Genomic DNA, 24,616 nt, shown 5'->3' with positions numbered 1-24,616 from the left:
TACCGATCTCTGCCGGCGGATTTCCTGGTTGGAGAGGGGCATCGACCCTATGCTTGCCGCCGAATGCGCTGCGGCTCATCCGGGCCGAGGGTTACCCCGATACAAGGATCTGCGAATGCGCCGGAAGTCTGCTCTCCACAACGACACTGCTGGCGTCGGCGACGTGACACCTGACGGCCACCTGCCGACCTCTACCGCCGAGGGCGTCGCGCTCCGATCCGCCGTCGCCGAGGAGCAGGCGTTTCTGGACCTGGCCACGGCCCGGCGCGACCGGCTGGCCGACCACCTACAGGCCGAGCTTTCGTCGGAGGCCCTGGACACGTTGGAGCAGGCCCGGCAGCGCATGCTCCGCCAGCAGCACGAGGAGTTGCTGCGAGCAAGGGAAGGGCTGGTCTTCGGCCGCCTCGACGGCCTCGACGGCACCGTGCGACACGTGGGCCGGGTCGGTCTCCGCGACGACGCCGAGGGCAGTGAGCCACTGCTTGTGGACTGGCGCGCTCCCGCAGCTCGACCCTTCTACACCGCGACGGCTGTCGACCCACAGGGTCAGGCACGGCGGCGGCACATCCGCACGACGGGATCGACGGTCGTCGGCGTGGACGACGAGCCACTGGACGGGACCATGACGGCGGAACTCGTCGGGGAAGGCGCTCTACTGGCCGCCCTCGACAAGCGCCGCACCGGCCAGATGTCGACGGCGATCTCCACGCTGCAACGCGAACAGGACGACATCGTCCGGGCTGAGGCGACCGGCCCGCTGATCGTTCAGGGCGGTCCCGGCACGGGCAAGACCGTGGTCGCGCTGCACCGCGTCGCGTACCTGCTGTTCACCCACCGAAAGATCGCCGAGCAGGCGGTCCTGGTGCTCGGCCCCTCGCCGCGGTTCCTCCAGTACATCGCCCAGGTGCTTCCCGCGCTCGGTGAGACCGCCGTCGTCTCGGCGACCTGCGACACCCTGCTGGCCGACATCCAGGTAGGTCGCGACGAGAGCCGGCTTCTCGCCGAGATCAAGGGCCGGGCCCTCTGGCAGCCCGCGCTCGAAAGCTACGTCGCGTCGCTGCGCCCCCGGCCCCGCGAGCTGAAGCTGCGCTGGGAGGGCGAGTTCTACGTCATCCCCGCCGAAACAGTGGCGCAGGCGCTCGCCTCGGCGGTGCCGGGACGCCCGTACCACCGAGCCCGCGCGGCCTTCGCCGAGCAGTTGCACCATCTGCTTGCCGATGTCGTCGCCGAGCAGCGCGAGGCGCTGATGAACGAGATGGAGGAGGGCTTCGAGGACATTCTCGCCCGCGTCGACAGGAGCATGGGGCACGACCACCACTCCGCCCGGACGTCCACCGGCAGCGACATCGACGGATTGCTCTCCGAGGAGGAGACCGAGCAGCTTCGTCGTCGTATCGCCGAGAACGCCACCATCGCCCGTTTCATCGAGGCCTGGTGGCCCACCCTCGACGCCGGCGCCCTGCTGGGTGATCTCCTGACCGACCGCACCCTGCTGGCCCGGTTCGCCCCGCAACTGTCACCAGAGGAGGTCGCCGCCGTCGCGGCCGAGCCCGCCGCCTGGGCGGCGAGCGACATCCCGCTGCTCGACGCGCTCGCCGACCTGCTCGGCGAGGTCGACGCACCACGACCACCTGGCGAGTTCGTCGCCGACCGCGCTCGCCGGCAGCGCGGCTGGGTGTATGGCCACGTCGTCGTCGATGAAGCGCAGGAACTCTCCGAAATGCAGTGGCACATGGTGCTACGGCGTTGCCCCAGTCGCTCCATCACCGCGGTCGGCGACATCGACCAAGCCGAGGCGGCGCACCGACACGCCAGTTGGGCAGAAGCGGTGCGGGCCGTTCTCGGAGACCGCTGGACCGCCGCGGAACTCACCATCTGCTACCGGACCCCGCGCGAGGTCATGGACCTCACCGGACCGGTCCTGAAGGCGGCCGGCAGCCACAACGCGCCGCCACGAGCCGTACGCTCCTCCGGTGTCGTCCCCTGGGAGCTCTCGATCGCGCCCGCCGAGCTTTCCGGTGCCGCCGTCGACGCGGTGCGGCAGTTGCGGCAACGGTGGCACGGCGGCACGGTCGGCGTCATCGCCCCCGCGGGCCGCATCGCCGAACTCCTGGGCGTGCTGGATGATGTGCCCGTGCTCACCGCGAACCAGTCCAAGGGATTGGAATGGGACGCGACGCTCCTCATCGACCCGCAGGGCATCGCCGCCGAACCGCGCGGCTGGAACGGTCTCTACGTCGCGCTCACCCGATGCACCCAGGAACTCGGCCAGCTGATACTCACGGAGCAGCCGCCGCGCCCATGACAGAACAGGCGCTCGCCGCGCACTACGGAAGCCCGGACAACCGTTCGGCGCCCGTTGACGCCCAGGGTGGGTCCGGCCGACCGGCCAGGCGTCGGTAGAGCGCTCGGGCGTCATCGTGCCGACCGACCTCGCGCAGCGCGTCGCCGGCCTCGAGTACCAGAGAGGGATCGTCCAGGCTGGTCAGCGCCTGACGGTAGTAGGCGAGGCCGGCCGACCTCGTCGCCGGGTCGGCGCAGAGCAGGCGTGCCAACTCGCGGGCCGCGATCGGCGACCAACGCGCGTCGTCCAACTCGACCGCCTGACGCCAGGCCTGTTCGGCGCGGCCGGCTTCGCCCAGGGCGGCCAGCCGAGTGCCCCGACGGCATGCGGCCTCGCCGGCCCAGCGTGGGTCCCCGGCCTCGACCACCTTGGCGTACGCCTCCGCGGCCGTGGCGTCGTCCCCGTCGGCCGTCGCCAACTGACCGAGTCGCATGGCGGCGAGGGTTCCCCAGCCGCTGCGGTCCTCGCTGAGCCGGCGCAGCGCCGCTACCGCCGCAACCCGGTTGACCCGTTCCAGCCGCACGGCCTCGTTCAGTCGTTCGGCGGCACGATCGACGGTTGCGTCACGGGTGGTCCGAGTGCGGCCCAGCGCCACCAGTCCGATGAGCTTGTTGCTGTACGTGGGCCGGATCGCGCCCTCGTCCTTCATGCGCTCGTGCACATAGTCGTAGACGTCGTCCAGCAGCAGGAAGCCGTCACGTCCCGTGGCCGCGCCGGACAGCCCAGCGATGAGGTGGCCGGTGAACTGGCTGGGCTGGTTCGGGGCGAGCGCGTCGCGGCTCGGCCGATCGGGCTGAGAGCTGGTCAGCGCGGCGACCCCCTTACCGTCGAACTCCCGGCCGGATGCCGCCCCCTTGAACCGGTAGTTGCCGGACTGGCAGCAGTCCAACACGACGATCTTGGCGGAGGCGTGGCTCGCCTGCGCCTGACCGGCCAGGACGGCGGTGCTGACCGTCGTGCTCTGGATGGCCCTGCGGGTCGTGTCGCGGGCACACAGGTACAGCTCGCCGTCATCCTCCGTCCACCCGTGCCCGGAGTAGTAGATCAGCAGTTGCTGGTCAGGCTTGCCGTCCTTGAGGAACACCTCGATCTCCTGGCGCATCGCAAGGCTCTCGAGATTCCTGCGCACGATGACGTCCGCGGGGCGATGCAGGCCGCACTCCCGGTCGGTCAGCGCCTCGCGCAGCCGTTCCACGTCGGTCGCCGGCCCGGCGAGTTTCGGGAACATGTCCGGCTCACGCGGAAACTCCCAGTTGCCGAACAGCAGAGCGCGGTACCGGCGATCAGGCTTCATTCGCCGGGCGGCAGCTCGGCGGGTGTGTCCCCGCGGGCATCGTCCGTGGTCTCCGGGCGGCCGAGCACGGCGATCAGGGCGGCTCGCATCGAGCTGTCGCTCAATCCCTCGCCGACCACCTGCACCGTCCGTCCGTCCGCGCCCTCGCCCACGGTCAGCGTCAGCCGCCGGGTGCTGCGCGCGGTCAGCCAGTTGAGCAGAACGGTCGTGGCCGCGCCGACCGTGCCGGACGCGCCGAGCGCCAGGATGATCTCGGAGGCAAGGCCCTTGTCGCCGGCCTCCGGCGGCCGTCCCTGCTGCCGGACGTCAAGGTCGTACGCCCGCAGCAGGCGGACGAGCGTGCGACTCTGTTCACCCCACTGCCAATCTCCCGGCTCCAGAGAGAGGTCCTCAGGAGTCAGCACCACCGATCGGACGGAATTGCGCACCACGCCTCACCCCACAGTCGACGGACCGAGCAATTGCGTGCTTACATCATCTGCGGGTGACTATCCCGGTCCCGTCGGTGATGCGACAGAACCCTTTCGGCCCGGCGCCTCGCGTCAGACCCGGCGCCTTGCGGAAGAAAGGCGGAGAACGGATGACCGACCGACGACTCCTCTTCGACGATCGCCGCTTTCCCGATCTCGTCGAGCAGGCCCGCGCCGAGCTACGCCGGCGTCTCACCGACGCGGGGGCGAGTCGTCCGATCAGCTCGGCGGAAGACGCCGTGCTGGTGTCGGCCGCCCACCTCGTCGATCACCTGCACGACCGGCTCGGCGAGCTGTCCGAGCGCCTGCGCCAGCCGCTGTTGGAGCTGATCGGCCTGCGACTGCGGGGGCCTCGCGCCGCACAGGCCCACGTGTACCTCACCTTCGACACGCCACTGACCGCCGCGCTCGACGTTCCCGCCGGCACCGAGGTCGGGAGCGACGCGGGCACACCGCTGTTCACGACGGTGCGAGACCTGCGGGTGGTCCCCAACCGGGTGGTCCACGTGCTGGAGGACGACCCGACCGGGCTGCTCGTTGGCCTGGCCGAGCCGGGCGACGGGACGACGGTGGAGCTGTTCGGCGTGACCGGTGCCCTGTCGGGCGAGTTCTGGGACGGCAGGCAGTGGCAGGCGTGCCGGCGCCAGTCCGTACCGGACGACGGGCTGTTGCTGGAGATGCCGCCCACCCACGTCCGAGATCGTCGGGGCGGGGTGGAGGCGGCGTGGTTACGCCTGCCCGGCGGGCGCGTGTCTGGTGCGGTGCGAGCGCGGACGGTCGCGGCGGTCGTCGTCGCCGTGCACGCCCGCCGCATCGCCGAGGAGCCCCTCGGCATCAGTGATGGCACCGCTGGCCAGCGCTTTCGTCTGCGGGAACGGCCCACCGTCGTACCCGGCCAGGTGCCGGTGGTGGAAACCTCGCACGGCGACGGCTGGCAGTCCTGGAAGCCGGTCGACTCCTTCGCGGAGAGCAGCCCGGACGACCACCACGTCCGGTACGACGTGGCGGCCGGAGACATCGTCTTCCCACCGGCAGTGGTCGGTCCCGACGGGTCGCGCCGAGCTGTCGGCCCGGTGCCGTCGGCGGGGGCGCTGGTCCGCGTCCGCCACTACTGGACAGGCGGCGGCGCGGCCGGCAACGTTCCGGCCTGGACGCTGCGCAGGCTCGACACGCACCTGTCCGGCGTACGGGTGGCGAACCGGTATCCGGCGACGGGCGGGAGCGACGCGGAGACCGAGGCGGACCTCTGGCAGCGGGCCCCCGGCCTGCTGAAGGCCGTTGACCGGGCGGTCACCCCGGCTGACCACGAGCAACTCGCCACGCAGGCCGACTCGTCGCTGGCCCGAGTGCGCTGCGTCGCCGACGCGCAGTCCGGCGGCGTTCAGCTGCTGCTCGTGGCCACGCCGTCCCAGGCACAACAGGACCGGCCGTCCCTCGCCGACCTGCGGCCGAGCGTGGCGACGTTCGAGACGGTGCGGACGTACCTCGACGAGCGTCGGCTGCTCACCACCCGGCTTCATCTGATGCCCCCGCAGTATCAGGGCATCGAGGTGGATGTCGAGGTCGCTGCGGTGGCTGGGGCCGGTCCTGTGGACGTGCGGGCCCGCGTCGAACAGGCCCTGTACGCGTTCCTGCACCCGATAACCGGTGGCGAGGACGGCATGGGTTGGCCGTTCGGTGGGGCGGTGCACGAGTCGACGATCAAGAAATTGGTCTTCTCGCTGCCCGGTGTCCAGGACTGCGTCCGTATCGCGATATCGCCAGTGGATCCGGTGGCCGGCACTCGCGGCGCGACCCAGACGGTCATTCCTCTCGCCTCGACGGCCCTGCCCCTGTCGGTCGGTCATCGGGTTCGAGTCGTCTGAGGGTGCTGGCAGGCACCAAAAGGGACGGACGTATTCAGCCCGGCAGAGACGCCATCGGCCGATCGTGCTCTCCGTAATGTTCTTGTAGCGGAACGCGAGAATGACGGCATCCGCCTAGGTTGAAATCCGCGTCACCAGTCCGGAAGGCCGTCGAGCATGCCAGATGGCCTGTTCATTGCCTGGCGCACTGCTCACAGTGCTATCCGACATGGCAGTTCTTTTCTCGGAGGATGCGGCATGGCCGAAGCGGCCTTTCATGCGGTCGCGCTCGTCGACATCGAGCGTTTCGGCGACCGACCCAACCCCGTCCAGCGGCAGGTGCGTGCCGACCTGTATCAGGTGGTCCGCACCGCGCTGACCGAGGCTGGTCTCGACCCCGGCCGCATCGACCAGGAGGACCGCGGCGACGGCATCCTGATGGTCGACCCCGACGTGTCGGTGCTCGAACTCGCCGGTCGGTTCGTCCGCGAGCTCGACTACGGCCTGCGAGAGAAGGCGCGCACCAGCTCCGCGATCGCCCGGATCCGGCTTCGCGTGGCGATCCACCAGGGGATGTGTGAGCACGACGGTGAGGGTTGGGTGGGCGCGGCGGTGAACACCACCGCGCGGCTCGTCGACGCGCCGCCGCTCAAGGCCGCGCTCGCCGCCGCCGCGGACCAGGTGAACCTGGCGCTGATCGTGTCCCGGCAGGTCTTCGACGAGGTCATCCGGCACGACTACCGGTCGGTCGACTCGTCGACCTTCGAACGCGTCGCGATCGACGCGAAGGAGTTGCGTGGCGAGACCGCCTGGGTCCAGGTGCCCGGCTACTCCTACCCGCCGGGAGTGACGCCGGCACCCACTCCGGCACCCACTCCGGCGCCGACCGGCACCGAGCCGAAGAAACCGAAGCCCAAGCCCAAGAAGAAGGCCACCCGGAGCGGGTTCGTCTTCCAGGGCAACACCAAGATCGAGGTGAAGGGCGATCAGGTCGGCGGCGACAAGATCGTCAACGGAGGTGCCCAGTGACGGCCCCGTCGCCCGCTCCCGCCGCCGCGCCCGCTCCCGCCGCCGCCCCCGCTCCCGCCGCTGCGGCGGCTCCGGTGCCCGACACGACCGCCGAGCCGCCCGCCTCCACACAGCCACCCGCGCAGACGCCGGTACTGCCCGACGCCACCGTCGACGGCTTCCTCAAGACCACTGTCGACTCGGCCGACCCCGACGCCTCCCGGGTCGAGGGTCGCGCCGGGCGTCAGCGACAGCGCAGCATCGAGAACGCCCGGGTCAAGGTCGCCGGGGACATGGTCGGCGGCGACAAATTGGTGTTCGCCCTGGGCGACGCGGAGCCCGCACCGCTGCAGGCCCTCGCGACCTGGATGAGTGAGCCGGTACGGCACGCGTTCGTCGCCCCCGACGGCTGGGATGCTGTCCGTGGCACCGTCGGCGATCGGCACGTCATCGTGTTGCGCGCGGGGCCTGGCCACGGCAAGGTCGCCGCGGCGATCAAACTGCTGCAGTCGCCGCCCGACCGCCGCATCTTCAACCTCGACCGCAACGTCGACCTGCGCCGCCTGGGTCACTGGTTGGACACCGACACCAAGAGCGACGATCCGCTCCCCCGCGCCGCGGGGTTTCTGCTCTGCGAACCGCTCGCCTGGGATCAGATCTCCGCCTGGGTCCTGCAGCAGCTCGAGACCCGGCTCGCGGCGATCGACGCGCGGCTGGTGCTGACGGTCACCGCCGACACGCCGCTGGGCGATCCGGACCTCACCACGTACGTCGTCACGCTCCCGCCGCCGCGGTCGCAGACCGCCGTGCTCGCCGCGCACCTGGCGTGGTCCCTCAACAAGCCGCAGGCCACGGCCGAACGACTGCTCGCCGAGCCCGAACTGGCCGAGTTCGCCGATCGGGTGTTCGGCGCGGACCAGTCGATGAAGGCCGCCGCCGACCTCGCGGTGATGATCGGTCAGGAGTTGGACGGTGCCACCGTCGACCTGACGCGGCTGAAGCGCCGCTGGGCCGAGCGCGCCACCGAGGACTTCGAGATCTGGTTCGGTGGGTTGCCCGATGTGCAGACCCGATGCCTGGCCATCGCCCTGGCGGTGCTCAACGGTCTGCCGTACGAGATGGTCGTGCACGCCGCTGGACGCCTCGCCGAAACTCTGGACGGCCCGCACGACGGCGCGGGCGGCGACAACCCCCGGCCACCCTGGCGGGACCCGTTCGCGGCGACCCGGGGTGAGTTGCTGCGGCTGCTCCGCGCCCGGGTCCGCACCACGACGGTGCGCGGGCCGTTCGGCGCCACGCCGGCCGAGGTGATGGAGTACGTCGGCGAGGACTACGCCTCAGCCATCCTGACCCGCGTCTGGTGCGAGTACCGGATCCAGGTCCCGTTGCTGCGGTGGCTACGCGACCTGGCCGACAATCCGTCGGAGGACGTGCGGATCTGGACCGCCACCGCCATTGGGGTCTTCGCCAAACAGGCGTTCGACTTCGTGCACCGCCACACCATGGCGATGATGGGCGTCGACAAGAAGTTCTGGCTGCGCGACGTGGCGGCCAATGCCCTGAGTGTGCCGGCCGGCAACGTCCGGATGCGCCCGCTCGTCGAGGCGGTGGTGGCTGGCTGGTACGGCAACGACAACAACCGCCTCGGCCAGGCGACCGCAGCGCGGGTGTGGGGCACGGCGCTGGGCGTTCACGACCCCGACCGCGCGCTGAACGCGTTGGAGCGCCTCACCACGATCGACGACCGCCGGGTGGCGCAGAGCATCGCCGACAGCCTGGCCGACCTGCTGTTGGTCGACGAGGCGGGCAACGCCACGCGGGTGTTGCGCCGCGCCGGCAGCTGGTTGTTCGACGACCGCCGCGCCCTCAGCGGCACGTTCGTCTTCCTGGCGTTGGCCGAGAACCTCACAGTGGAGCCCGCCGGGGGTGGCGGCACCTGGCCGATGCTGCTGTTCCTCGCCGACCAGCGCACCGAGCTGCGCGACAAACTGCTCGCGATGTGGCACCGCGTGATCCAGTCCGGCCTGCTGGCCGACGGCACGGCCCGGGTGCTCGCTCGCTGGGCCGATCTGGCCGAGGCCGACGCCGGCGTGCGTACCGCGCTCGCGAACATGCTGGCCGCGCTGCCCGGCACGGTGGGCCGATTCGACGCTGTCGAGCTGAACCTGCGCTCCCATCTGAGCCAGTGGCTGGCACCGGACAACCTGCAACCCAAGACGCTCACCGCGTACGCCGTCGAAGCCGAACTCGCGAAGAGGAACGGGTCCTGATGATCAACTCCGTGCCACTCATCCAGAATCAGACACCCGTCCAGCGCGGATTCCGACCCGAGCCCAACCGCGATCCGAGTGTGGCCGCCGTCTACTCGACGGCCTCGGGTGAGCTGGTCTTCTTCTCCGGCCGCACACTGTCGCTCAGTCAGCGGCTGTTCACCGAGTGCCGCACCCGGTACGACGTGGACCTGGGCGACCACCGCCGTACCGCGGAGCTGGCGAGCACACCGCTGCGCACCAGCGACGGCCACCACTTCATCGCGACGGTGAATGTCGGCTTCCGGGTACACGACCCGTGCGAGATCGTCCGGCGCAACATCCGCGACGCCCTCCCGGTCGTCTACACCTTTCTGGGCCGCGCCCTCGAGACGGTCACCAGCCGGTTCGACGTCGAGAGTCCGAGCGCGGCGGAGCAGGCCATCCGGCGCGAGTTCGCCATCGCGGTGCCGCTGCCGGACGGCATCACCATCTTCGAGTTGACGCCCCACCTGCGGCCGGATGACGCGACCGCCGTCTACCTGCGGACCCGCCGTGACGCGCGGCGGGCCCTGGACACCGACGCCGACCAGCACCGGGTCGAGCTGCAGCGGGAACGGCAACGCGTCGAGCGGGAGGGGCTGGTGCAGGCCAGCCGGCTCAGCGCGCTGGAGAACGAACGCCAAGCGCTGGGCAGCCGCGGGTTCACCGCCGCCGACATGGCCCGGGAACACCTGATCCGGCACCCCGAGGACACCGAGCGGGTGACCAGCATGCTGCTGGAACACGAGCGCGCGATGCTCACGGCGCAGGACTCGCACGGTCAGCGCACCACCGAGTTCATCAAGTTCATGATGGACAAGGGCGTCGTACAACCCGGCCAGTTCCAGCCGTTCGTGCAGGGCGCGGCCCAGGCGTACGGCCTGCCCGGCACGGCGGGCGCGATCACCGGGCCAGGCACGTGGCAACAGCCGGCCGTGCTGCCACCGTCCGGAGCCGCCGGTCCCGCCGTCCCGGCCACGACGGCCGGTCCGCCGCCGCGCGAGCAGGTTGTGCTGGAGCAGGACCCGAAGACCAAGGTGTGGGGGCCCACCGACGGCGTTCAGCCGGTCTACCTGCTGGTCGACGAGTCCAGCGGGGCAGCTCCCTACCTCGACGACCTGGGTGACGGGCTGCAGCGGCTGCTCGACGGCCTGCGCCGCGCTGCCGACATCGCCCCGGCGATCCGGCTCTCCGTGCTGGGCTTCGCCGACCAGGTCGCCGCCCGGTTGTCGATGGCCGCCGTCGACGCGAACACGTCGGTGCCGTGGCTGACCTCGCGGGGACCGGCGAGCTATGCCAACGCGTTCGAGACGCTGTACGGCCGGATCTCCCCCGACGTGGACGGGCTCAAGGCGCAGGGCATCACGGTCCGCCGACCGTTGGTGTTCCTGCTCGCCGCGGCGCCGCCGGCCGACGAGGGCATCTGGCAGACGCCGTACGCCAGGTTGACCGACCCGGCCACCCACCGGTACGCCCCGCAGATCGTGGCGTGCGGCGTGGGCGGGGCGACGGCCGGGCTGATCGCCGCGGTGGCCAGCAAGCCCGAGTTCGGGTACGTGGCGACGGCCGACGCCGACGTCCGGACGGCGATCGTCGACTACTGGGACGCCTTGACGCGCTGCCTGGTGACGTACGGCCGCACGTTGCTGGCTGGCGCACCCGACCTTGAATTCGAGCTGCCGCCGCACTTCCGTGTGGCCGCGCCTTCCTGACCCTGCCGACGGTCGTCGGCAGAACCTGATCCCATCCGGCCCCGTGCCGGGGAGAGCGAGTTGATGAGATGGCGGAGAACAGCGGGAACCTGCTCCCGGTATACATGGTGGCCGACGAGTCCTTCTCGATGAACGACTACATCGACGACCTCAACGACGGCCTGGCACAGCTGCACGGCGTGCTGCTCGGCGAGCCGATGGCTGCCGCCAAGGTGCGGATCACCATCCTCGGGTTCTCCGATGACGTGCAGGCGCGCCTGACGATGGCGGATCTGCGACACGAGAACGAGCTGCCGCAGCTGGTGGCGCGCGGCGGCACCCGGTACGGCAAGGTCTTCGAAGATCTTCGCGCCCGCATCCCCGCCGACGTGGCCTCCCTCAAGGGCCAGGGATACGTCGTACACCGTCCGGCCGTGTTCTTCCTCAGTGACGGCCAGCCCACCGACGGCCGCGGTTGGCGCAAGATCCGCGACCAGCTGGTCGACCAGAACGTCACGAAGGCCGCGCCGAACATCATCGCCTGCGGGATCGGCGACGTGAAGCCGCAGACCATGCTGGACGTGGCGACCAAGCAGGAGTACGCCTTCGTCTCGACCGGGTCGGACCTGGGTGCCGAGATCGCCAAGTTCTGTGCGGCGCTCACCAGGAGCATCGTGAAGTCCGGGCGCACGGTGGGGTCGGCCCAGCCGGAGCTCGTGGTGGAGCAGCCGCAGAACTTCAAGATGGCGATTGACGTGGTCTGACCGTGACTACCTTTCTGCAACGGGTCGCCAACGGGTTGGGCTGGTTCTTCAACGGAGCGGGCGAGGAGCCACGGGCGGTGCCGGGCCAGCCGCCGCATCCCGGGCACGGCACCTATTCGTCGTCCGTTCCGGTCCGGGCCGCAAGGCAGCACGGGAACGCCGACGCCGTCCATCGCGGCGAGCGGAAAGTGACCCCGGAGAACCCGCCCGTGAGGGTCCCGAGTTCGCCGCACGGGGCGGGGAGGCAGGTGGACCCCTCCGGCCCGGGCCCGCTCGGGCTGAGCGCGCCGGCCGGGCCCTCTGCGCCACCGCAACGAAGGCCCGCGCCGGGGGTGACCGCGCGACCCGCGCCGGCCCCCCGCCCGTGGGAGCCGGTGGTCGTCGGGCCGCCGATGTCCAAGTTCGCCCCCAAGCCGTCGACGGCGACGGCGTACCGTCCCGACTACCTCGTCGATGGGTGGAGCACACCGGACTTCACCGTGCGGGCCGCGTCGGTCCGCGGCTACTCCCACCGCTACGGTGGCGAGCCACGCCAGGACGACGTCGCCGTGGCCTGGCACCGGTCGAGCGGGGCCGTGTTGTTCGCGGTCGCCGACGGTGTGGGCGAGGCCGCGCTGTCACACATCGGCGCCACGTCGGCCTGCCGGGCCGCGATCGGCGTCATGACGGCGGGCTTGGACGGCCCTCAGCACGAGGTTGACTGGGAGCGGTTGCTGGAGAGCGCGGCGTGGCAGATCTGTGAGCAGGCCCGGCTCTCGCTCGACCTGCCCAAGATCGACCGGATCGCCGCGGAGGAGCAGATGGCCACCACCCTGGTGGCCGGGCTGGTGCTGCCGACGCCGGACGGACCACGGGTCCAGCTGGTGCAGGCCGGTGACTCCAGCGCCTGGATGCTGAACACCCGGTCACGGCGTTTCCGGTGTCTCGCGCCGACCAAGTACCGCAGAGGCGAGCAGGTGATCAGCAACACGGTCGTCGCCCTGCCCCGGGTGCCACCTGTCGACGTCAAGTCCGGGCTGATCAGCCCCGAGGAGGTGCTGCTGGTCGGCACGGACGGCTTCGGCGACCCGCTGAGCGACGGCGAGAACGCGGTCGGCGCCCACTTCGCCAGGGCGCTCGCCGGTGTGCCGCCGGTGCTGAAGTTCGCCAACGACCTGGACTTCTCGTTCGAGACGTGGGACGACGACCGGACCCTGTTCGCGCTCTGGCCGTACCGGATCGAGGGCCGATCGGCATGACGGCCGCCGATGTTCCCGAGGTGCACCGGGCGAAACTGGATCCTCTGCGGCGAGCGGGTGATGGTGGGCAGGGGATCGTGTACTTCACCGACCGGGTCAAGATCAATGTGAGCTGGGAGGCTGCCTACAAGGAGTACCTGCCGACGACGTCCTTCGACCCGTACGCGCTGCGCCGGATGGTCGCCTTCGTGCCCGAACTCGACGGGGGCAGCGGCCGCTGGCTCTGCGAGAACACCGCGTGGCCGGCGGCGCTCGTGGTCAACGGCGGCCAGGTGAGCGGTTTCCTCATGCGCCGCATCCCCGACCGGTTTCGGATGCCGTGGGGCGAGAACGGCGCCGACGTGCCCGCCGCACTGCAGTACCTGCTCAATCCGCAGACATATCTGAACCGCAAGGGTGTCCACCTGGACGAGGGCATCCGCCTACGGCTGCTCGAAGCGATCGCTGACGTCATGGCCCGGCTGCACAGCCTCGACGTCGTCGTCGGCGACCTGTCCCCGAACAACCTCCTCGTCGACATCGGTGACCCCGGCTGCTTCTTCATCGACTGTGACGCCATGCGACTGCGCGGCCAGGACGTGCTCGAACAGGTGGAGACACCAGAGTGGAGCATTCCGGCGCGCGGGCGCGAGCCCATCGCGACGACCGCCTCCGACTCGTACAAGTTCGGGCTGCTCGCGATCCGGCTGTTCGCCCAGGATCAGATGGGGCAGGACGCCTCCGTGTTGGCCGGCGTCTCCAGCGATCTGGGGGTGCTGGCCCGGCGGAGCCTGGACGGGAACTCGACTCGCCGCCCGTCAATGGGCGACTGGCTGGGCGCCCTGCGGACAGCGCAGTCCCGCCCGGGGTCGCGGCAGGCGCCAGCCGCGCGCCAAGCCGCCACCGTTGCACCGCAACGAACTCCGTCGACGGCGTACGTGCCGACCGCACCGCGGGCGTCCACGCGGCACGGACAGGCCTCGGCGCAACAGCCACGGCCGGTCGCGCCAAAGCCCGCATCGGCGGCCGGCCCTCCGCAAGGCGTCCAGAAGCATCCGGTGTTGTCCGCGGTGCTCGGCTGGGTGGTGATCCTGCTGGCCTTCGCCTGTGTCGTCGGCGCGATCACCTCTATCGTGAACCTGTTCTGAGCCGTACGGCGGCCTGGACGGCGGACCCTACGATGAGGGCATGACGTCCGGTCACCCTCGGGAGCCGTTCTGGTACGCGCTGAGCGAGGATCAGCGCGCCACGCTCATGCGGATGGGTTCGCGACGGCACTATGCCCCCGACGAGGTCCTGATCCGTGAGCACGACGCCTCCGACTACGCCTTTGTGCTGCTCAAGGGCTGCGTCAAGGTCTCGACGATCGCCCATGACGGCTACCAGGCGATCCTTGGCCTGCGCGACGCCGGCGAGTTGGTGGGCGAGCTGGCCGGTTCGGACGGCGGGCTGCGCTCGGCGACGCTGACCGCGATGACCGAGGTGGACGTGCTGCGGCTGCCCGCAACCTCGTTCGGGCCGTTCGTGCGCGCCGATCCGGAGGTGGCAGCGATTCTACACCGCACGGTCTCGGCCCGGCTACGCGAGGCGGACCGGTCGCGGGTCGCGTCCGGCGCGGAATCCGCGCAGCAACGGCTCGCCGCGCTCCTGCTGCATCTGAGCAGGCGCTACGGCAGCCCGCAGCCCCAGGGTGAGATCGTCATCGATCTCGCGCTGTCCCAGCACGACCTCGCCGGGCTGGCCCTCACGTCGCACCGTTCGCTGGGTCGCATCCTGGCGGAGTGGCGCCACGACAACGTGGTGCTCACCGGCCGGCGACGCATCGTGCTGGTGCGCCTGGCGGAGCTGGCCCGGCTGGCCGGCGGCGGCTAGATGTTCTGATATGACACCTGGTCGTGGCCGTACTCCGGTCCGATCTGGTTCCACAACTCGGCGAACTGCTGCTTGGCCTTCGTGGACGCAATCGATTCCTTGTCGCCCCGCTTGCGATCCGGTCCGTTGAGCGTCGACTTGCGGCAACCCTGCTTGCCCAGGTTCAGACCCCAACGGCGGTACGCGTCGTCGGCGGCCTTCGAGTGCGTGAAGGCGGAGACGAGCTCGTCCTTCATCGTCGCACCGTTGGGCAGATCGGTGATCTGCAGTCCGTTCGCGGCGGTGAGCGATCGCTGCCGGGCCGACGCGGCAGCGCCGAGGTTGGTTACCGACCGCTTCACGTTTGTGCAGGCCGCCAGGTTGGCGACGGCGGTCTTGACACTGTCGCGCACGGGCGCGGACGACGCGAGCAGGCTGGCGATCGACTCGGCCTGAGCACGGGCTGCGGCGTCGTCGTCGGCGAAGAGCGTTTCGGTGACCTGGCGCGCCGTGGACTCGATCTGGTTGGTGTGCGAGGCGACGTAGCCCAGGAGCAGCGACAGCACCACGAGCTTCACCAGGCCGCGACGCCGCGCCCGGGTGAGGCGCGGACGGGTGGGGGCCGGCGCGGCGGGCGGTCTCGACACCGCTGCTCTCGGCGACGGCACGCTCGTCCTGATGGGCGGCGATGGCACGGTATCCGTGACGGTCTGCTCGACCGGGACGGGGCGAGCGTTTCGTAGCTGTTTCTCCCACTTGCCGAGGCCGGGGCGGTCGCCCGCATCCCCGGACAGTGCCCGTACGGCCAGGGCGTGCACGTCCGGCCCGGCCCGCAGCAGCGCCGAGGGGTCGGTGGTGCTCTGGTCGCCGGCGAACAGCCGCACGCAGAGGAGGGCGAACTTGTAGGCGTCGCTGACCGTGGAGCCGAGCGCACCGCCGCCTTCCGGCACCTCCCAGTCGGTGGTCTCCACCTGAGGCAGGACCGTTCGGCCGTTCAGTTGCATGGCGTCGCAGTCGATGAAGTGGCAGCGAGGCCTGCCCGTACGGCTGTAGATCAGGTTGTTGGGTGACAGGTCACCTACCGTCAGCCCGAGCCGATGGAACAGGCGCATTGTCCGGGCAACATCGGCGAGCAACTCCAACCGGAACTGGTCGTCGATGCGGAGTTCTACCCGATCCAGGTAGTCCGGTGGGTTGAGCAGCAGCTGGGTTTGGCCGAGGCGCACGGGTCGCTCGTTGAGCAACTTGAGCGTGGTGTGAAATCGCTGTGGGACCAACGCCATGGTGAACCCTCGGACGCGATCGTTCTCGGTGACGATGTCGCGCGGCCAGGCCGCAGCGGCCAAGAGCTCCTGCCGGTCGTGGGCGGACAGGCTGGACGGGACGTCGATCATGGCGGTGAGCACGTCCGTGTCCAGGACGGTGAGCATGTCCTCCGAGTACGCCTTGTAGACCAACGACGGTGACTGGGACTGCGGGAGCGCGTAGACCTTGCCCTGGCCGCCGGAACCGAGCTCGTCACCCAGCGGGCCCAGGCTCGCCAGTGTTACCCGGCCCATTCGTGTTGTCCTCTCCCCTGGTTACCTGCTACGGGACACTGCTCGGTCCGGTACGTGTGCACCACGCCATTTGGCTAACAGCCGCGTCACCGACGTTGGCGACGCGATACCTGAAAGCCGACACCGACGGGCAGCGCCGATCGGATCACCTCGTCCAGCCCGTCGAGCGGCTCGTCGGTGTCGAGGAGCACCGTGACCGGCGCGGACGGCTGCCGGACGGGTTCCTGGAACGTGCTGGACCAGACCGTCCCGCCGGGGTCGACGACCTCGGCGTCCACTCCGTAGCGGAGATCGATCAGTTCGGTCAGGCCGCTGGCCGTGCCCCGCCTCAGGTAGCAGCGCACCAGCCGCGACAACAGGCGGCGGCCGTGCCGGTCGTCGAGCAGGTGCGGGCTGTCCACGCCGAGGGCCCGATACATCCAGGCCAGCACGTCGGAAGGCGCGACATCGGGCGACAGCATCAGGGGCAACTGTTCGGCGAACCCCGCGACCGGTTCGGCGACGGTGTGCACCACCTCGGCGATGTCCGTCATCGCAGGCGCGACCCGCCCAGGCACGACCGCCGCCGGGCTCAGCGGTCTGCCGCTCGCCGTACGAACCCAGTACGGCGGCTGCGCGTCGGCCACCTCGTCGTAGTCCGCGCCGACGGCGCCCGCGACGTCGAGCACCGCTGCGCTGATCGCCAGACGCACGGCAGCCGATGTCGACGCCGGCTCGGCGAGCCGGCGGGCGGTCGTCACCGCGTCCCCGAACCAGCCCTTGGTGTCGCGGTGGCACAGGCCGACGGCAAGGCCGAGACCCAGGCGCACCGGCCCGGGCAGTTCGGAGAGGGCGTCGGCGAGCGCCTGCACGAAGCCCTCGGTCAGTCGTCCGGCAGCCGCTGCTGGGACCGCGACGAGCAGCCCGGGAGCCGATCGGACGTGATCGGCCTCCTGCCAGTCCAGACCGGACGCCCTGAAGGCGGTGGGCAGCACCGAACGCGTGAGTTCAGCCCATGGGGGTGCGCTCGCCACGGCCACGATCGCCAGTACGGCCCGGTACCTGTCTGCCATGGCCCGATCCTGGCGCGCGTCCTTACCCAGGGCCACCATCCGTACGCACAGTGCTCACTGGCCGCTTTCTGGTGTGTCGACCCGGTCGCGGCCCCGAACGCGCCGGACGACCGGCACCCGCGGGCTTCGAGATCGTCCGGCCGACCCACTCGCCGTCGCCCACCTGACTCGCCCCACCAACCACGGAGCAACGGTGGACGCCGACGGCGCCGTGGCTCGCGACGCCGTGCTGTGGAACGACACCCGCTCGGCCGGCGGCGGCGAGGCCGGACGGCGCTGGCAGGGACGAAGGCCTCGCGGCCGAGTCGAGCAGCGACGCTCTGCACAGGTCCTGTCCCCCGTGCGAGCTACCCGCAGGTGTCCACCGCACGGTGACGACTACGGCGGCGGAAAACCATACGTTTCTTCGTGTCCGCGGCGCTCCGGTCACGGTCTGCGAAGGAGTCACCATGCGATTCGTCAAACAGCTTCTCGCCGTCGCCGTCGTCGCCCTCGTCGGCGGGCAGAGCGTCGCCGCCGTCGAGGGCGGCTTCTTCCTCACCTTGGCCATCGGCGCCGTGACGGCGGTGCTGGGCGTGGTCGTCTACCGGTGGGTCGTGCGGCGCACCGAACGCCGTGAGCCGACCGAACTCGGCCTGGACGGCTGGGGCCGGAAGCTGGGCCGGGGGACGCTCATCGGCTTCGCCATGTTCGCGGCCGTCATCGCCAACATCGCGTTCCTCGGCGGCTACCACCTCGAGGACTGGGGTTCTCCGACGGGAGCGCTGGGTCTGCTCGGATTCATGGCGGCCGCCGCCGTCAGCGAGGAGCTGCTGTTCCGGGGGGTGCTGTTCCGCATCATCGAGGAACGTACGGGCACCTGGACCGCTCTCGCGCTGACCGGCGTGGTGTTCGGCGCGATCCACCTGGCGAACCCGGACGCCACCCTCTGGGGGGCGACCGCCATCGCCATCGAGGCCGGGTTCATGCTGGCCGCCTGCTACGCCGCCACCCGGAACCTGTGGGTCCCGATCGGCCTGCACTTCGGCTGGAACTTCGCCGCCGGCGGCATCTTCAGCGTCGTGGTCTCGGGCAACGGCGAGTCGAAGGGCCTGCTCGAAGCCTCGACGTCGGGGCCGGTCGCCCTGAGCGGTGGCGACTTCGGGCCGGAGGGCAGCCTGTACGCGGTGCTCGCCGGCGTGGTGCTGACCGTGGTGTTCCTGTGGCTGGCCAAGCGCCGTGGGCACATCGTCCCGCGCCGCCACCGCGAGGCGCAGGCCCCGGCAACCACTATGGTCAGCCAGTGATCAAGCTCCGGAGGCTCCCGGATCTGTGGCGGCAGTGGCCGATCACGGTCCGGGACCTCCCGTTCGCCCTGGCCCTCGCCCTCGCGGCAGTGGTCCCGGCCCTGGACCAGCAGGGTACGCAGCTCGGTGACCTCCCGGACCGCCCGTACGACGCGCTGACCATCGGTGTCCTCGCCCTGGAGTGCCTGCCGTTGGCCGTACGGCGTCGGTGGCCGGCCGCCTGCCTCGCGCTGGTCTCGCTGGGCTTCGTGATCGACCAGCTCCGCGGCTACCACACCATCGCGGGTACGGGACTGGCCATCGCGCTCATCAGCGCCGGCGCCCACCTGGAACGGCGCAGGTGGGCTGTCGCGGGTCTCGCCTCGGCGGCGTACGTGCCCCTGGCGATCTCCCTCGACCGGCTCGGATCGGGTGAGGGCGTCGCGGGGTTCACCACCTTCTACCTGCTGCTGGCGCTCGCGTGGGGCATCGGGGCGTGGCTGCGCCAGAACCGGGCCGCCGAGGCGGAACACCGCCGCCATGTCGAGGAGACCACCCGTACCGCGGAGCGCACGCGCATCGCCCGGGAGCTGCACGACGTCGTCACCCACCACGTGACGGCGATGGTCGTGCAGGCCGAGGCGGCGCGCTACCTGACGGGCGCCCCGGACAAGCTGGACCAGACCTTGACCGCAATCACCGGCACCGGCCGCCGGGCCGTCGGCGACCTGCGGCAGCTGCTCGACCTCCTCAACCCGGACCACAGCACAGGCGATCCACGTACGCCCTCCGTCGGCGACCTGGACGCCCTCGTCGACCATTCCCGGCAGGCCGGGCAGCCTGTCGAGTTCGTCCGGGAGGGCACCCCGGCCGCGGTCACCGGCAGCGCTGAGATGGTGGCGTACCGGGTGGTGCAGGAGGCGCTGACGAACGCGCTGAAGTACGCGCACGGCAGCCGGACCAGGGTTCGCGTACACCACGGGGAAGGGGAGACGACAGTGGAGATCAGCACCGACGGCTCCGGATCTGACAGCGCGTCCCCGGGGGGCAGCGGTCGCGGCCTCGCCGGGCTCCGCGAGCGGGTCACCGCCCTCGGTGGCGACTTCAGCGCGGGCGCGCAGGCCGGCGACGGCTTCCTCGTGCGGGCCCGCATCCCGGCGGGAGACCCGTCGTGACGCCGCCGGTCCGGGTGCTGGTCTGCGACGATCAGGTGCTGATCCGCACCGGATTCGCGACGATCATCGACGCCCAGCCCGACATGACGATCGTCGGCGAGTGCGGCGACGGGCGCGCGGCAGTCGACCTGGCCGTTCGGCTACGGCCGGATGTGGTGGTGATGGACGTCCGGATGCCGGTGCTCGACGGCATCGAGGCGACCCGCCTGCTGGCCGGCGCCGGGGTCCCCGTGCCGGTGAAGGTCCTCATGGTGACGACGTTCAACCTCGACGAGTACGTCTACGAGGCGCTGCGCGCGGGCGCCAGCGGCTTCCTGCTCAAGGACGCCCCACCGGCGCAACTGCTCCACGGGATCCGCACGGTGGCGACGGGCGCCGCGCTGCTGGCCCCGGAGGTGACCCGGCAGCTGGTGGGCAGGTACGCGGCCCGCATCCGCCCGGCCGAGGGTGACCCGGGCCGCGGCGCGCTGACCCCGCGCGAGCTGGAGGTGCTCCGGCTCATCGCGGAGGGCCTCTCCAACAGCGAGATCGCCGCGGCCCTGGTGATCAGCCAGGAGACGGTCAAGACGTACGTGTCCCGCATCCTCACCAAGCTCGACCTGCGCGACCGGGTGCAGGCAGTGGTGTACGCGTACCGCCGGGGCCTGGTGACCTGACCCCTTCTCAACGGCAGACAAGGATGCCGGGGCGAGGCGTAAGCCGACTCGGATATGTTCGGCGGATGAGCGACCAGTTGCTCAGCGGCGGTATCGAGGTATCGCCCGGCGACGTCGAGGCACTCGAAGCCCGCTGGGCGGAATGTTGGACACCGCAGGACGTCGCACGACGCCTGGCCGGAGTCTCCGTGCCTTGGTACGTGGCGGCAGGTTGGGCCCTGGACCTGTTCCGCGGCAGCCAAACCCGCGAGCACCACGACATTGAGATCGGCGTGCCGCGCGGGCAGTTCCAGGAGATTCGCGAGCGCCTTGCCGAGTTCGCCTTCGACGCAGTCGGCGACGCTCGAATCTGGGAATCAGCGACGCCGCACGTGCTGACCGCCACTCATCAAACATGGCTGCGCGACCCGGCGACGGGACGCTACCTCCTCGATGTCTTCCGTGAGCCGCACGACGGCGACGTCTGGATCTGCCGGCGAGACGAGACGGTCAGGCGGCCCTACACCGAGATCATCCGGCACACCCCGGACCGGATCCCGTACCTGGTCCCTGAGCTCGTTCTGCTCTTCAAGGCCAAGCACGTACGCCCAAAGGACCAGGCCGACTTCGACGGCACACTGCCGCTGCTGACTCCGACCCAACGCCAGGTGCTGTCCCGGCTGCTGGCACAGGTGCATCCCGGCCATGCCTGGCTAGCGGCCTTGTAGCCGATGACGTGCCGGGCCGATCTCGGCGTGGTGGTCGACCGCCCAGGCGGCCAGCGCGGAAAGCGGTTCTGGAAGGCTGACCCGGCGCCCGGCCGGCGAGTGGGTCTCGTCCCGGCGCCAACGACGACGCCGGGACGAGTGGTCGGCTCACCTCAGCGGCCGTATGTCTCCAACAACCGCAGCCACACCTCGCTGACCGTCGGGTACGCCGGAACCGCATGCCACAACCGGTCCAGCGGGACCTCACCGACGATGGCGATCGTCGCGGCGTGGATCAGTTCCGCCACGTCCGGGCCGACAAGAGTGCAGCCGACGATCACCTTCCGGTCCTCGTCGACGACCATCCGGGCGTGCCCCTGGTAGCCATCCGCGTGCAGGGTGGACCCGGCAACCGCACCCAGGTCGTAGTCCACGACCCGGATCCGCAGCCCGGCGGCCTCGGCGGCGGCCGCCGTCATGCCCACCGACGCGATCTCCGGGTCGGTGAAGACCACCTGGGGCACCGCCCGCTCGTCTGCCGTCGCGACGTGCCGGCCCCATCGGCCGTCCTCGACCGTGGCACCCTTCGCCCGGGCCACGATCACGTCGCCCACCGCCCGCGCCTGATACTTGCCCTGGTGGGTCAACAGCACCCGCCGGTTCACGTCGCCTGCGGCATACAGCCACTCCCCGCCGCCGAAGACGCGCAGCGTGTCGTCGACCGCCAGCCACGCACCGGGCGCGAGCCCGACCCGGTCGAGGCCGATGTCCTGAGTGTTCGGTGTACGACCAACCGCCACCAGCACCTGGTCAGCCTCGACGCGCTCGCCGGAGGCCGTCTCGATGTGGACGGTGCCGCTGTCGTCACGCTTGACCGATGCGGCCTCCGCACCGAGGCGTACCGACACACCTGCCGCGCGCAATGATTCGGTGACCCGCTCACCGGCGAACGGCTCCGCCGACGGCAGCACGCCATCGCGGACCAGCACCGTCACCGACGATCCCAGGGCGGCGAACGCGGTGGCCATCTCGGCCGCCACCACGCCACCACCGATGATGGCGAGCCGACCGGGAACCGAACTGGCCGAAGCCGCCTCACGACTGGACCACGGGGCCGCCTCACGCAGACCCGGGATATCCGGCAACAGGGCGCTGCTGCCGGTCGCGACGACCACCGCGTGCCGCGCGGCCAGCCTCGTCGTGACGCCGTCGACGCCTGTCACCTCGACAACCCGGGCGGAGCTGATCCGCCCATGACCGCGGTGCAGCGCGATGCCAGCCGACTCCAACCACGAAACCTGACCGTCGTCCTGCCAGTGCGACGCGAAGGAATCCCGTCGGCGCAGCACCGCAGCGACGTCCAGGTCGCCCGTCACTGCCTCCCGCGCACCCGGCAGATGACGAGCCGCCCGCAACGCCGACGCGCTGCGCAGCAACGCCTTGGTCGGCATGCACGCCCAGTACGAGCACTCACCGCCGACCAACTCGGCACCCCGCCCCGACGCCATCGTCCGCCCCCGTTCGCCCCTGTCACCAACGAGCCGGTAGCCGAAGGAGTTGCGTCGACCCGGGCCCGGCGTACAGGCCCGTCCTGGCACATGAGATTTTTGGCCGGACGTGCCTCAGCGCCCCCGAGCACGCGAGCGATGTCGCTGCTGTCAGGTGGGTGGCAGCACGGGTCGGCGGCTGAGGAATCCGTCGACCAGGTGGTCGGTGAAGTCCGCGGAACGCTAGCCTTCGGCGGCGGGTCGACTGTGCACCACCAGCTCACCGATCTCCAACCGGCCGACGCGCAACTCCCGCACGACCGCCCGGCGGATCACCAGCCGCCCGATGGCCAGCGCCCCGACGGCCACGGCCCCGACGGCCAGCGCCCCCACGGCGAGGGCGCCGACCGATGCCGCCCCCGCAGCTCGCGCGCCGGTAGCCGCCGCACCTGTCGCCACCGCGCCGTTGGCGCGCGTCCCGGTCAACCGCATCAGGCGTACCTCTCGCTTCATCCCCCCATTGTCCGCGTACCGCCGGCCGCCCACTCCCCACAGATCCCGGATGTCATCGCACTGCCCCCTCGCCGCCGCAGGTAGGGCGGGTGGGTTGGGTATTGATCCGGTTCTATGTATGGTGGGAACGCTCCCAGACCGCGTCCACCACCCACCTAATCGAGGAGCTCACCATGTCGCGACGGCGAAGTCGCCCGGCCACCATGCTGGCCGGGTTGCTCATCCTGACCATGTCCGCGTTGCTGTTGCCACCGGCGTCGGTGGCCGGCAGCGCCGCAGCCAGCCCACCCCGCACCCGCGCGGTGCCACTCACTGAGCTGACCGTGACCTCCGAACGGGTGGCTTTCGGTCTGCAGCGTCCGATCGCGATCACCGCTCTGCCGGACGGCCGGATGCTGATCGCGGAGAAGAACGGCACCGTCCGCGCCTACCACCCCGACACCGGCCTGGCAGCCGAGCCGGTGCTCGACCTGACCGCCCGGATCGACACGTCGGACAACGAGCGCGGCCTGCTCGGCATCGTGCCTGCGCCGAACTTCGCGCGGACCGGGATGCTCTACGTGGCATACACGAGCCTGCCGGCCGGTGCGCTGACCCTGGCGCGAGTGCCCATCAACGCTCCTAGTCGGGTGCAGGTGCTGTTGACCCAGGAACACGCCGAGTTCGGCAACCACAACGGCGGACAGGTGGCGTTCGGCCGCGACGGCTACCTCTACTGGTCGCTCGGCGACGGCGGCAACGCGAACGACCCGTTCAAGAGCGGTCAGAACCTCGGCACCCTGCTCGGCAAGATTGTGCGGATCGATGTCAACCGCAGCTGCGGGGGGAAGCCCTACTGCGTGCCCTACGACAACCCGTTCGTCCGCACGGCGGGCGCGCGGCCGGAGATCTGGGTCTACGGGCTGCGCAACCCGTGGAAGTTCTCCATCGACCCGGCCGACAACTCTCTGTGGATCGGTGACGTCGGCCAGGGCCTGGTCGAGGAGGTCAACCACATCCGCCCGTCGCAGCGTGGCGCGAACCTCGGCTGGTCCTGTCGAGAGGGCACGCCGGTCTTCGACGAGACGCAATGCCGGCCGGGCGTGCGGCTCACCGACCCGGTCGTCCAGTACGACCACTACCTGACGGAGAACTGCTCCATCATCGGTGGGCTGGTGTACCGGGGGTCCGTCACGCCGGCGGCGCGGGGGACGTACATCGCGAGCGACTACTGCTCGACCCGCGCGTTCGCTGTGCGGCCCAAGTCCACGGGCGGCTACGAGTCCGCTGAGATCGGCACCTTCCCCACCCAGCCGACGGCGTTCGGCGCCGATGTGAACGGCGAGCTGTACGTGCTCAGTGACCTCCCGGGCTGGCTGAGCAAGGTGCGCTTCGAGCTGGTCCCGCAGGCCTCCGGCGGCGCGGCGAACCGCTGAACCTCGAAGCCCTCCGCAACACCCGTGGGGACGG

The 24,616-nt window shown here is 70.7% G+C and carries 20 protein-coding genes; 14 read left to right on the top strand and 6 right to left on the bottom strand.

Annotation, left to right across the window (positions count from 1 at the left end; all coding sequences use genetic code 11):
* Nucleotides 1-115 precede the first annotated feature (115 nt).
* Entirely contained in the window at nt 116-2,305 is a 2,190-nt protein-coding gene (locus ACLQ3B_RS22705) for a HelD family protein (RefSeq protein ID WP_425782697.1), read from the top strand.
* A gap of 22 nt (nt 2,306-2,327) precedes the next feature.
* On the opposite strand, the gene ACLQ3B_RS22700 is transcribed toward ACLQ3B_RS22705, so the two are convergent.
* Entirely contained in the window at nt 2,328-3,638 is a 1,311-nt protein-coding gene (locus ACLQ3B_RS22700) for a caspase, EACC1-associated type (RefSeq protein WP_425782696.1), read from the bottom strand.
* Nucleotides 3,635-4,045, bottom strand: coding sequence for an effector-associated constant component EACC1 (locus ACLQ3B_RS22695; protein ID WP_425782695.1), 411 nt, complete (start codon nt 4,043-4,045; stop codon nt 3,635-3,637). The genes ACLQ3B_RS22700 and ACLQ3B_RS22695 overlap by 4 nt, the downstream gene beginning before the upstream one ends.
* A 173-nt stretch (nt 4,046-4,218) precedes the next feature.
* Between ACLQ3B_RS22695 and ACLQ3B_RS22690 the strand changes: the two genes are divergently transcribed.
* From ACLQ3B_RS22690 to ACLQ3B_RS22655, 8 genes are all read left to right on the top strand, one after another.
* Nucleotides 4,219-5,973: a putative baseplate assembly protein gene (locus ACLQ3B_RS22690; RefSeq protein ID WP_425782694.1), complete on the top strand. Its 1,755-nt coding sequence runs from the start codon at nt 4,219-4,221 to the stop codon at nt 5,971-5,973.
* Nucleotides 5,974-6,210: 237 nt separating this feature from the next.
* On the top strand, nt 6,211-6,981 hold the full coding sequence (locus tag ACLQ3B_RS22685; protein WP_425782693.1) for a hypothetical protein: 771 nt from the start codon (nt 6,211-6,213) through the stop codon (nt 6,979-6,981).
* Entirely contained in the window at nt 6,978-9,230 is a 2,253-nt protein-coding gene (locus ACLQ3B_RS22680; RefSeq protein WP_425782692.1) for a hypothetical protein, read from the top strand. Before ACLQ3B_RS22685 ends, ACLQ3B_RS22680 begins: the two co-directional genes overlap by 4 nt.
* Nucleotides 9,231-9,241: 11 nt before the next feature.
* Nucleotides 9,242-10,963 carry a vWA domain-containing protein gene (locus tag ACLQ3B_RS22675; protein ID WP_425782691.1) on the top strand — a complete coding sequence of 574 codons (1,722 nt, stop codon included), beginning with the start codon at nt 9,242-9,244 and terminating at the stop codon, nt 10,961-10,963.
* A 68-nt stretch (nt 10,964-11,031) separates the two neighbouring features.
* The gene (locus tag ACLQ3B_RS22670) at nt 11,032-11,706 is read left to right on the top strand and encodes a vWA domain-containing protein (RefSeq protein ID WP_425782690.1); all 675 of its coding nucleotides are present in this window, start codon (nt 11,032-11,034) and stop codon (nt 11,704-11,706) included.
* A gap of 332 nt (nt 11,707-12,038) precedes the next feature.
* Nucleotides 12,039-12,944 (top strand): protein phosphatase 2C domain-containing protein, encoded by a 906-nt coding sequence (locus tag ACLQ3B_RS22665; protein ID WP_425782689.1) that lies wholly within the window; start codon nt 12,039-12,041, stop codon nt 12,942-12,944.
* Complete coding sequence (locus tag ACLQ3B_RS22660) at nt 12,941-14,071, top strand: hypothetical protein (protein ID WP_425782688.1); 1,131 nt, start codon at nt 12,941-12,943, stop codon at nt 14,069-14,071. The genes ACLQ3B_RS22665 and ACLQ3B_RS22660 overlap by 4 nt, the downstream gene beginning before the upstream one ends.
* A 40-nt stretch (nt 14,072-14,111) precedes the next feature.
* Complete coding sequence (locus ACLQ3B_RS22655) at nt 14,112-14,795, top strand: Crp/Fnr family transcriptional regulator (RefSeq protein WP_425782687.1); 684 nt, start codon at nt 14,112-14,114, stop codon at nt 14,793-14,795.
* Here the strand turns inward: ACLQ3B_RS22655 and ACLQ3B_RS22650 are convergent.
* Together ACLQ3B_RS22650 and ACLQ3B_RS22645 are read right to left on the bottom strand one after the other, a co-directional pair.
* Nucleotides 14,792-16,333 (bottom strand): hypothetical protein, encoded by a 1,542-nt coding sequence (locus ACLQ3B_RS22650; RefSeq protein ID WP_425782686.1) that lies wholly within the window; start codon nt 16,331-16,333, stop codon nt 14,792-14,794. The two genes, ACLQ3B_RS22655 and ACLQ3B_RS22650, sit on opposite strands and share 4 nt — an antisense overlap.
* Before the next feature lie 86 nt (nt 16,334-16,419).
* Entirely contained in the window at nt 16,420-17,385 is a 966-nt protein-coding gene (locus ACLQ3B_RS22645; RefSeq protein WP_425782685.1) for a hypothetical protein, read from the bottom strand.
* Nucleotides 17,386-17,834: 449 nt separating this feature from the next.
* On the opposite strand from ACLQ3B_RS22645, the gene ACLQ3B_RS22640 reads away from it, so the two are divergent.
* From ACLQ3B_RS22640 to ACLQ3B_RS22625, 4 genes are all read left to right on the top strand, one after another.
* Nucleotides 17,835-18,671 carry a CPBP family intramembrane glutamic endopeptidase gene (locus ACLQ3B_RS22640; protein ID WP_425782684.1) on the top strand — a complete coding sequence of 279 codons (837 nt, stop codon included), beginning with the start codon at nt 17,835-17,837 and terminating at the stop codon, nt 18,669-18,671.
* Nucleotides 18,668-19,825: a sensor histidine kinase gene (locus tag ACLQ3B_RS22635; protein WP_425782683.1), complete on the top strand. Its 1,158-nt coding sequence runs from the start codon at nt 18,668-18,670 to the stop codon at nt 19,823-19,825. Before ACLQ3B_RS22640 ends, ACLQ3B_RS22635 begins: the two co-directional genes overlap by 4 nt.
* The gene (locus ACLQ3B_RS22630) at nt 19,822-20,481 is read left to right on the top strand and encodes a response regulator (RefSeq protein ID WP_425782682.1); all 660 of its coding nucleotides are present in this window, start codon (nt 19,822-19,824) and stop codon (nt 20,479-20,481) included. Before ACLQ3B_RS22635 ends, ACLQ3B_RS22630 begins: the two co-directional genes overlap by 4 nt.
* Nucleotides 20,482-20,546: 65 nt before the next feature.
* On the top strand, nt 20,547-21,188 hold the full coding sequence (locus ACLQ3B_RS22625; RefSeq protein ID WP_425782681.1) for a nucleotidyltransferase domain-containing protein: 642 nt from the start codon (nt 20,547-20,549) through the stop codon (nt 21,186-21,188).
* 152 nt (nt 21,189-21,340) lie between these two features.
* On the opposite strand, the gene ACLQ3B_RS22620 is transcribed toward ACLQ3B_RS22625, so the two are convergent.
* A complete protein-coding gene (locus ACLQ3B_RS22620) occupies nt 21,341-22,675 on the bottom strand; it encodes a dihydrolipoyl dehydrogenase family protein (protein WP_425782680.1) in 1,335 nt (444 codons plus the stop codon).
* A gap of 222 nt (nt 22,676-22,897) precedes the next feature.
* Nucleotides 22,898-23,167, bottom strand: a complete 270-nt coding sequence (locus ACLQ3B_RS22615) for a hypothetical protein (RefSeq protein WP_425782679.1) — start codon at nt 23,165-23,167, stop codon at nt 22,898-22,900.
* 173 nt (nt 23,168-23,340) lie between these two features.
* Here ACLQ3B_RS22615 and ACLQ3B_RS22610 point away from each other — a divergent pair, with 173 nt between their 5' ends.
* Complete coding sequence (locus ACLQ3B_RS22610; protein WP_425782678.1) at nt 23,341-24,582, top strand: PQQ-dependent sugar dehydrogenase; 1,242 nt, start codon at nt 23,341-23,343, stop codon at nt 24,580-24,582.
* Nucleotides 24,583-24,616: the final 34 nt, after the last annotated feature.

The sequence above is a fragment of the Micromonospora sp. DT53 genome, assembly GCF_049841535.1.
Classification (GTDB): domain Bacteria; phylum Actinomycetota; class Actinomycetes; order Mycobacteriales; family Micromonosporaceae; genus Micromonospora.
The sequence above is the reverse complement of the archived record's forward strand: the minus strand, read 5'-3'. Positions and strand labels throughout refer to the sequence as shown.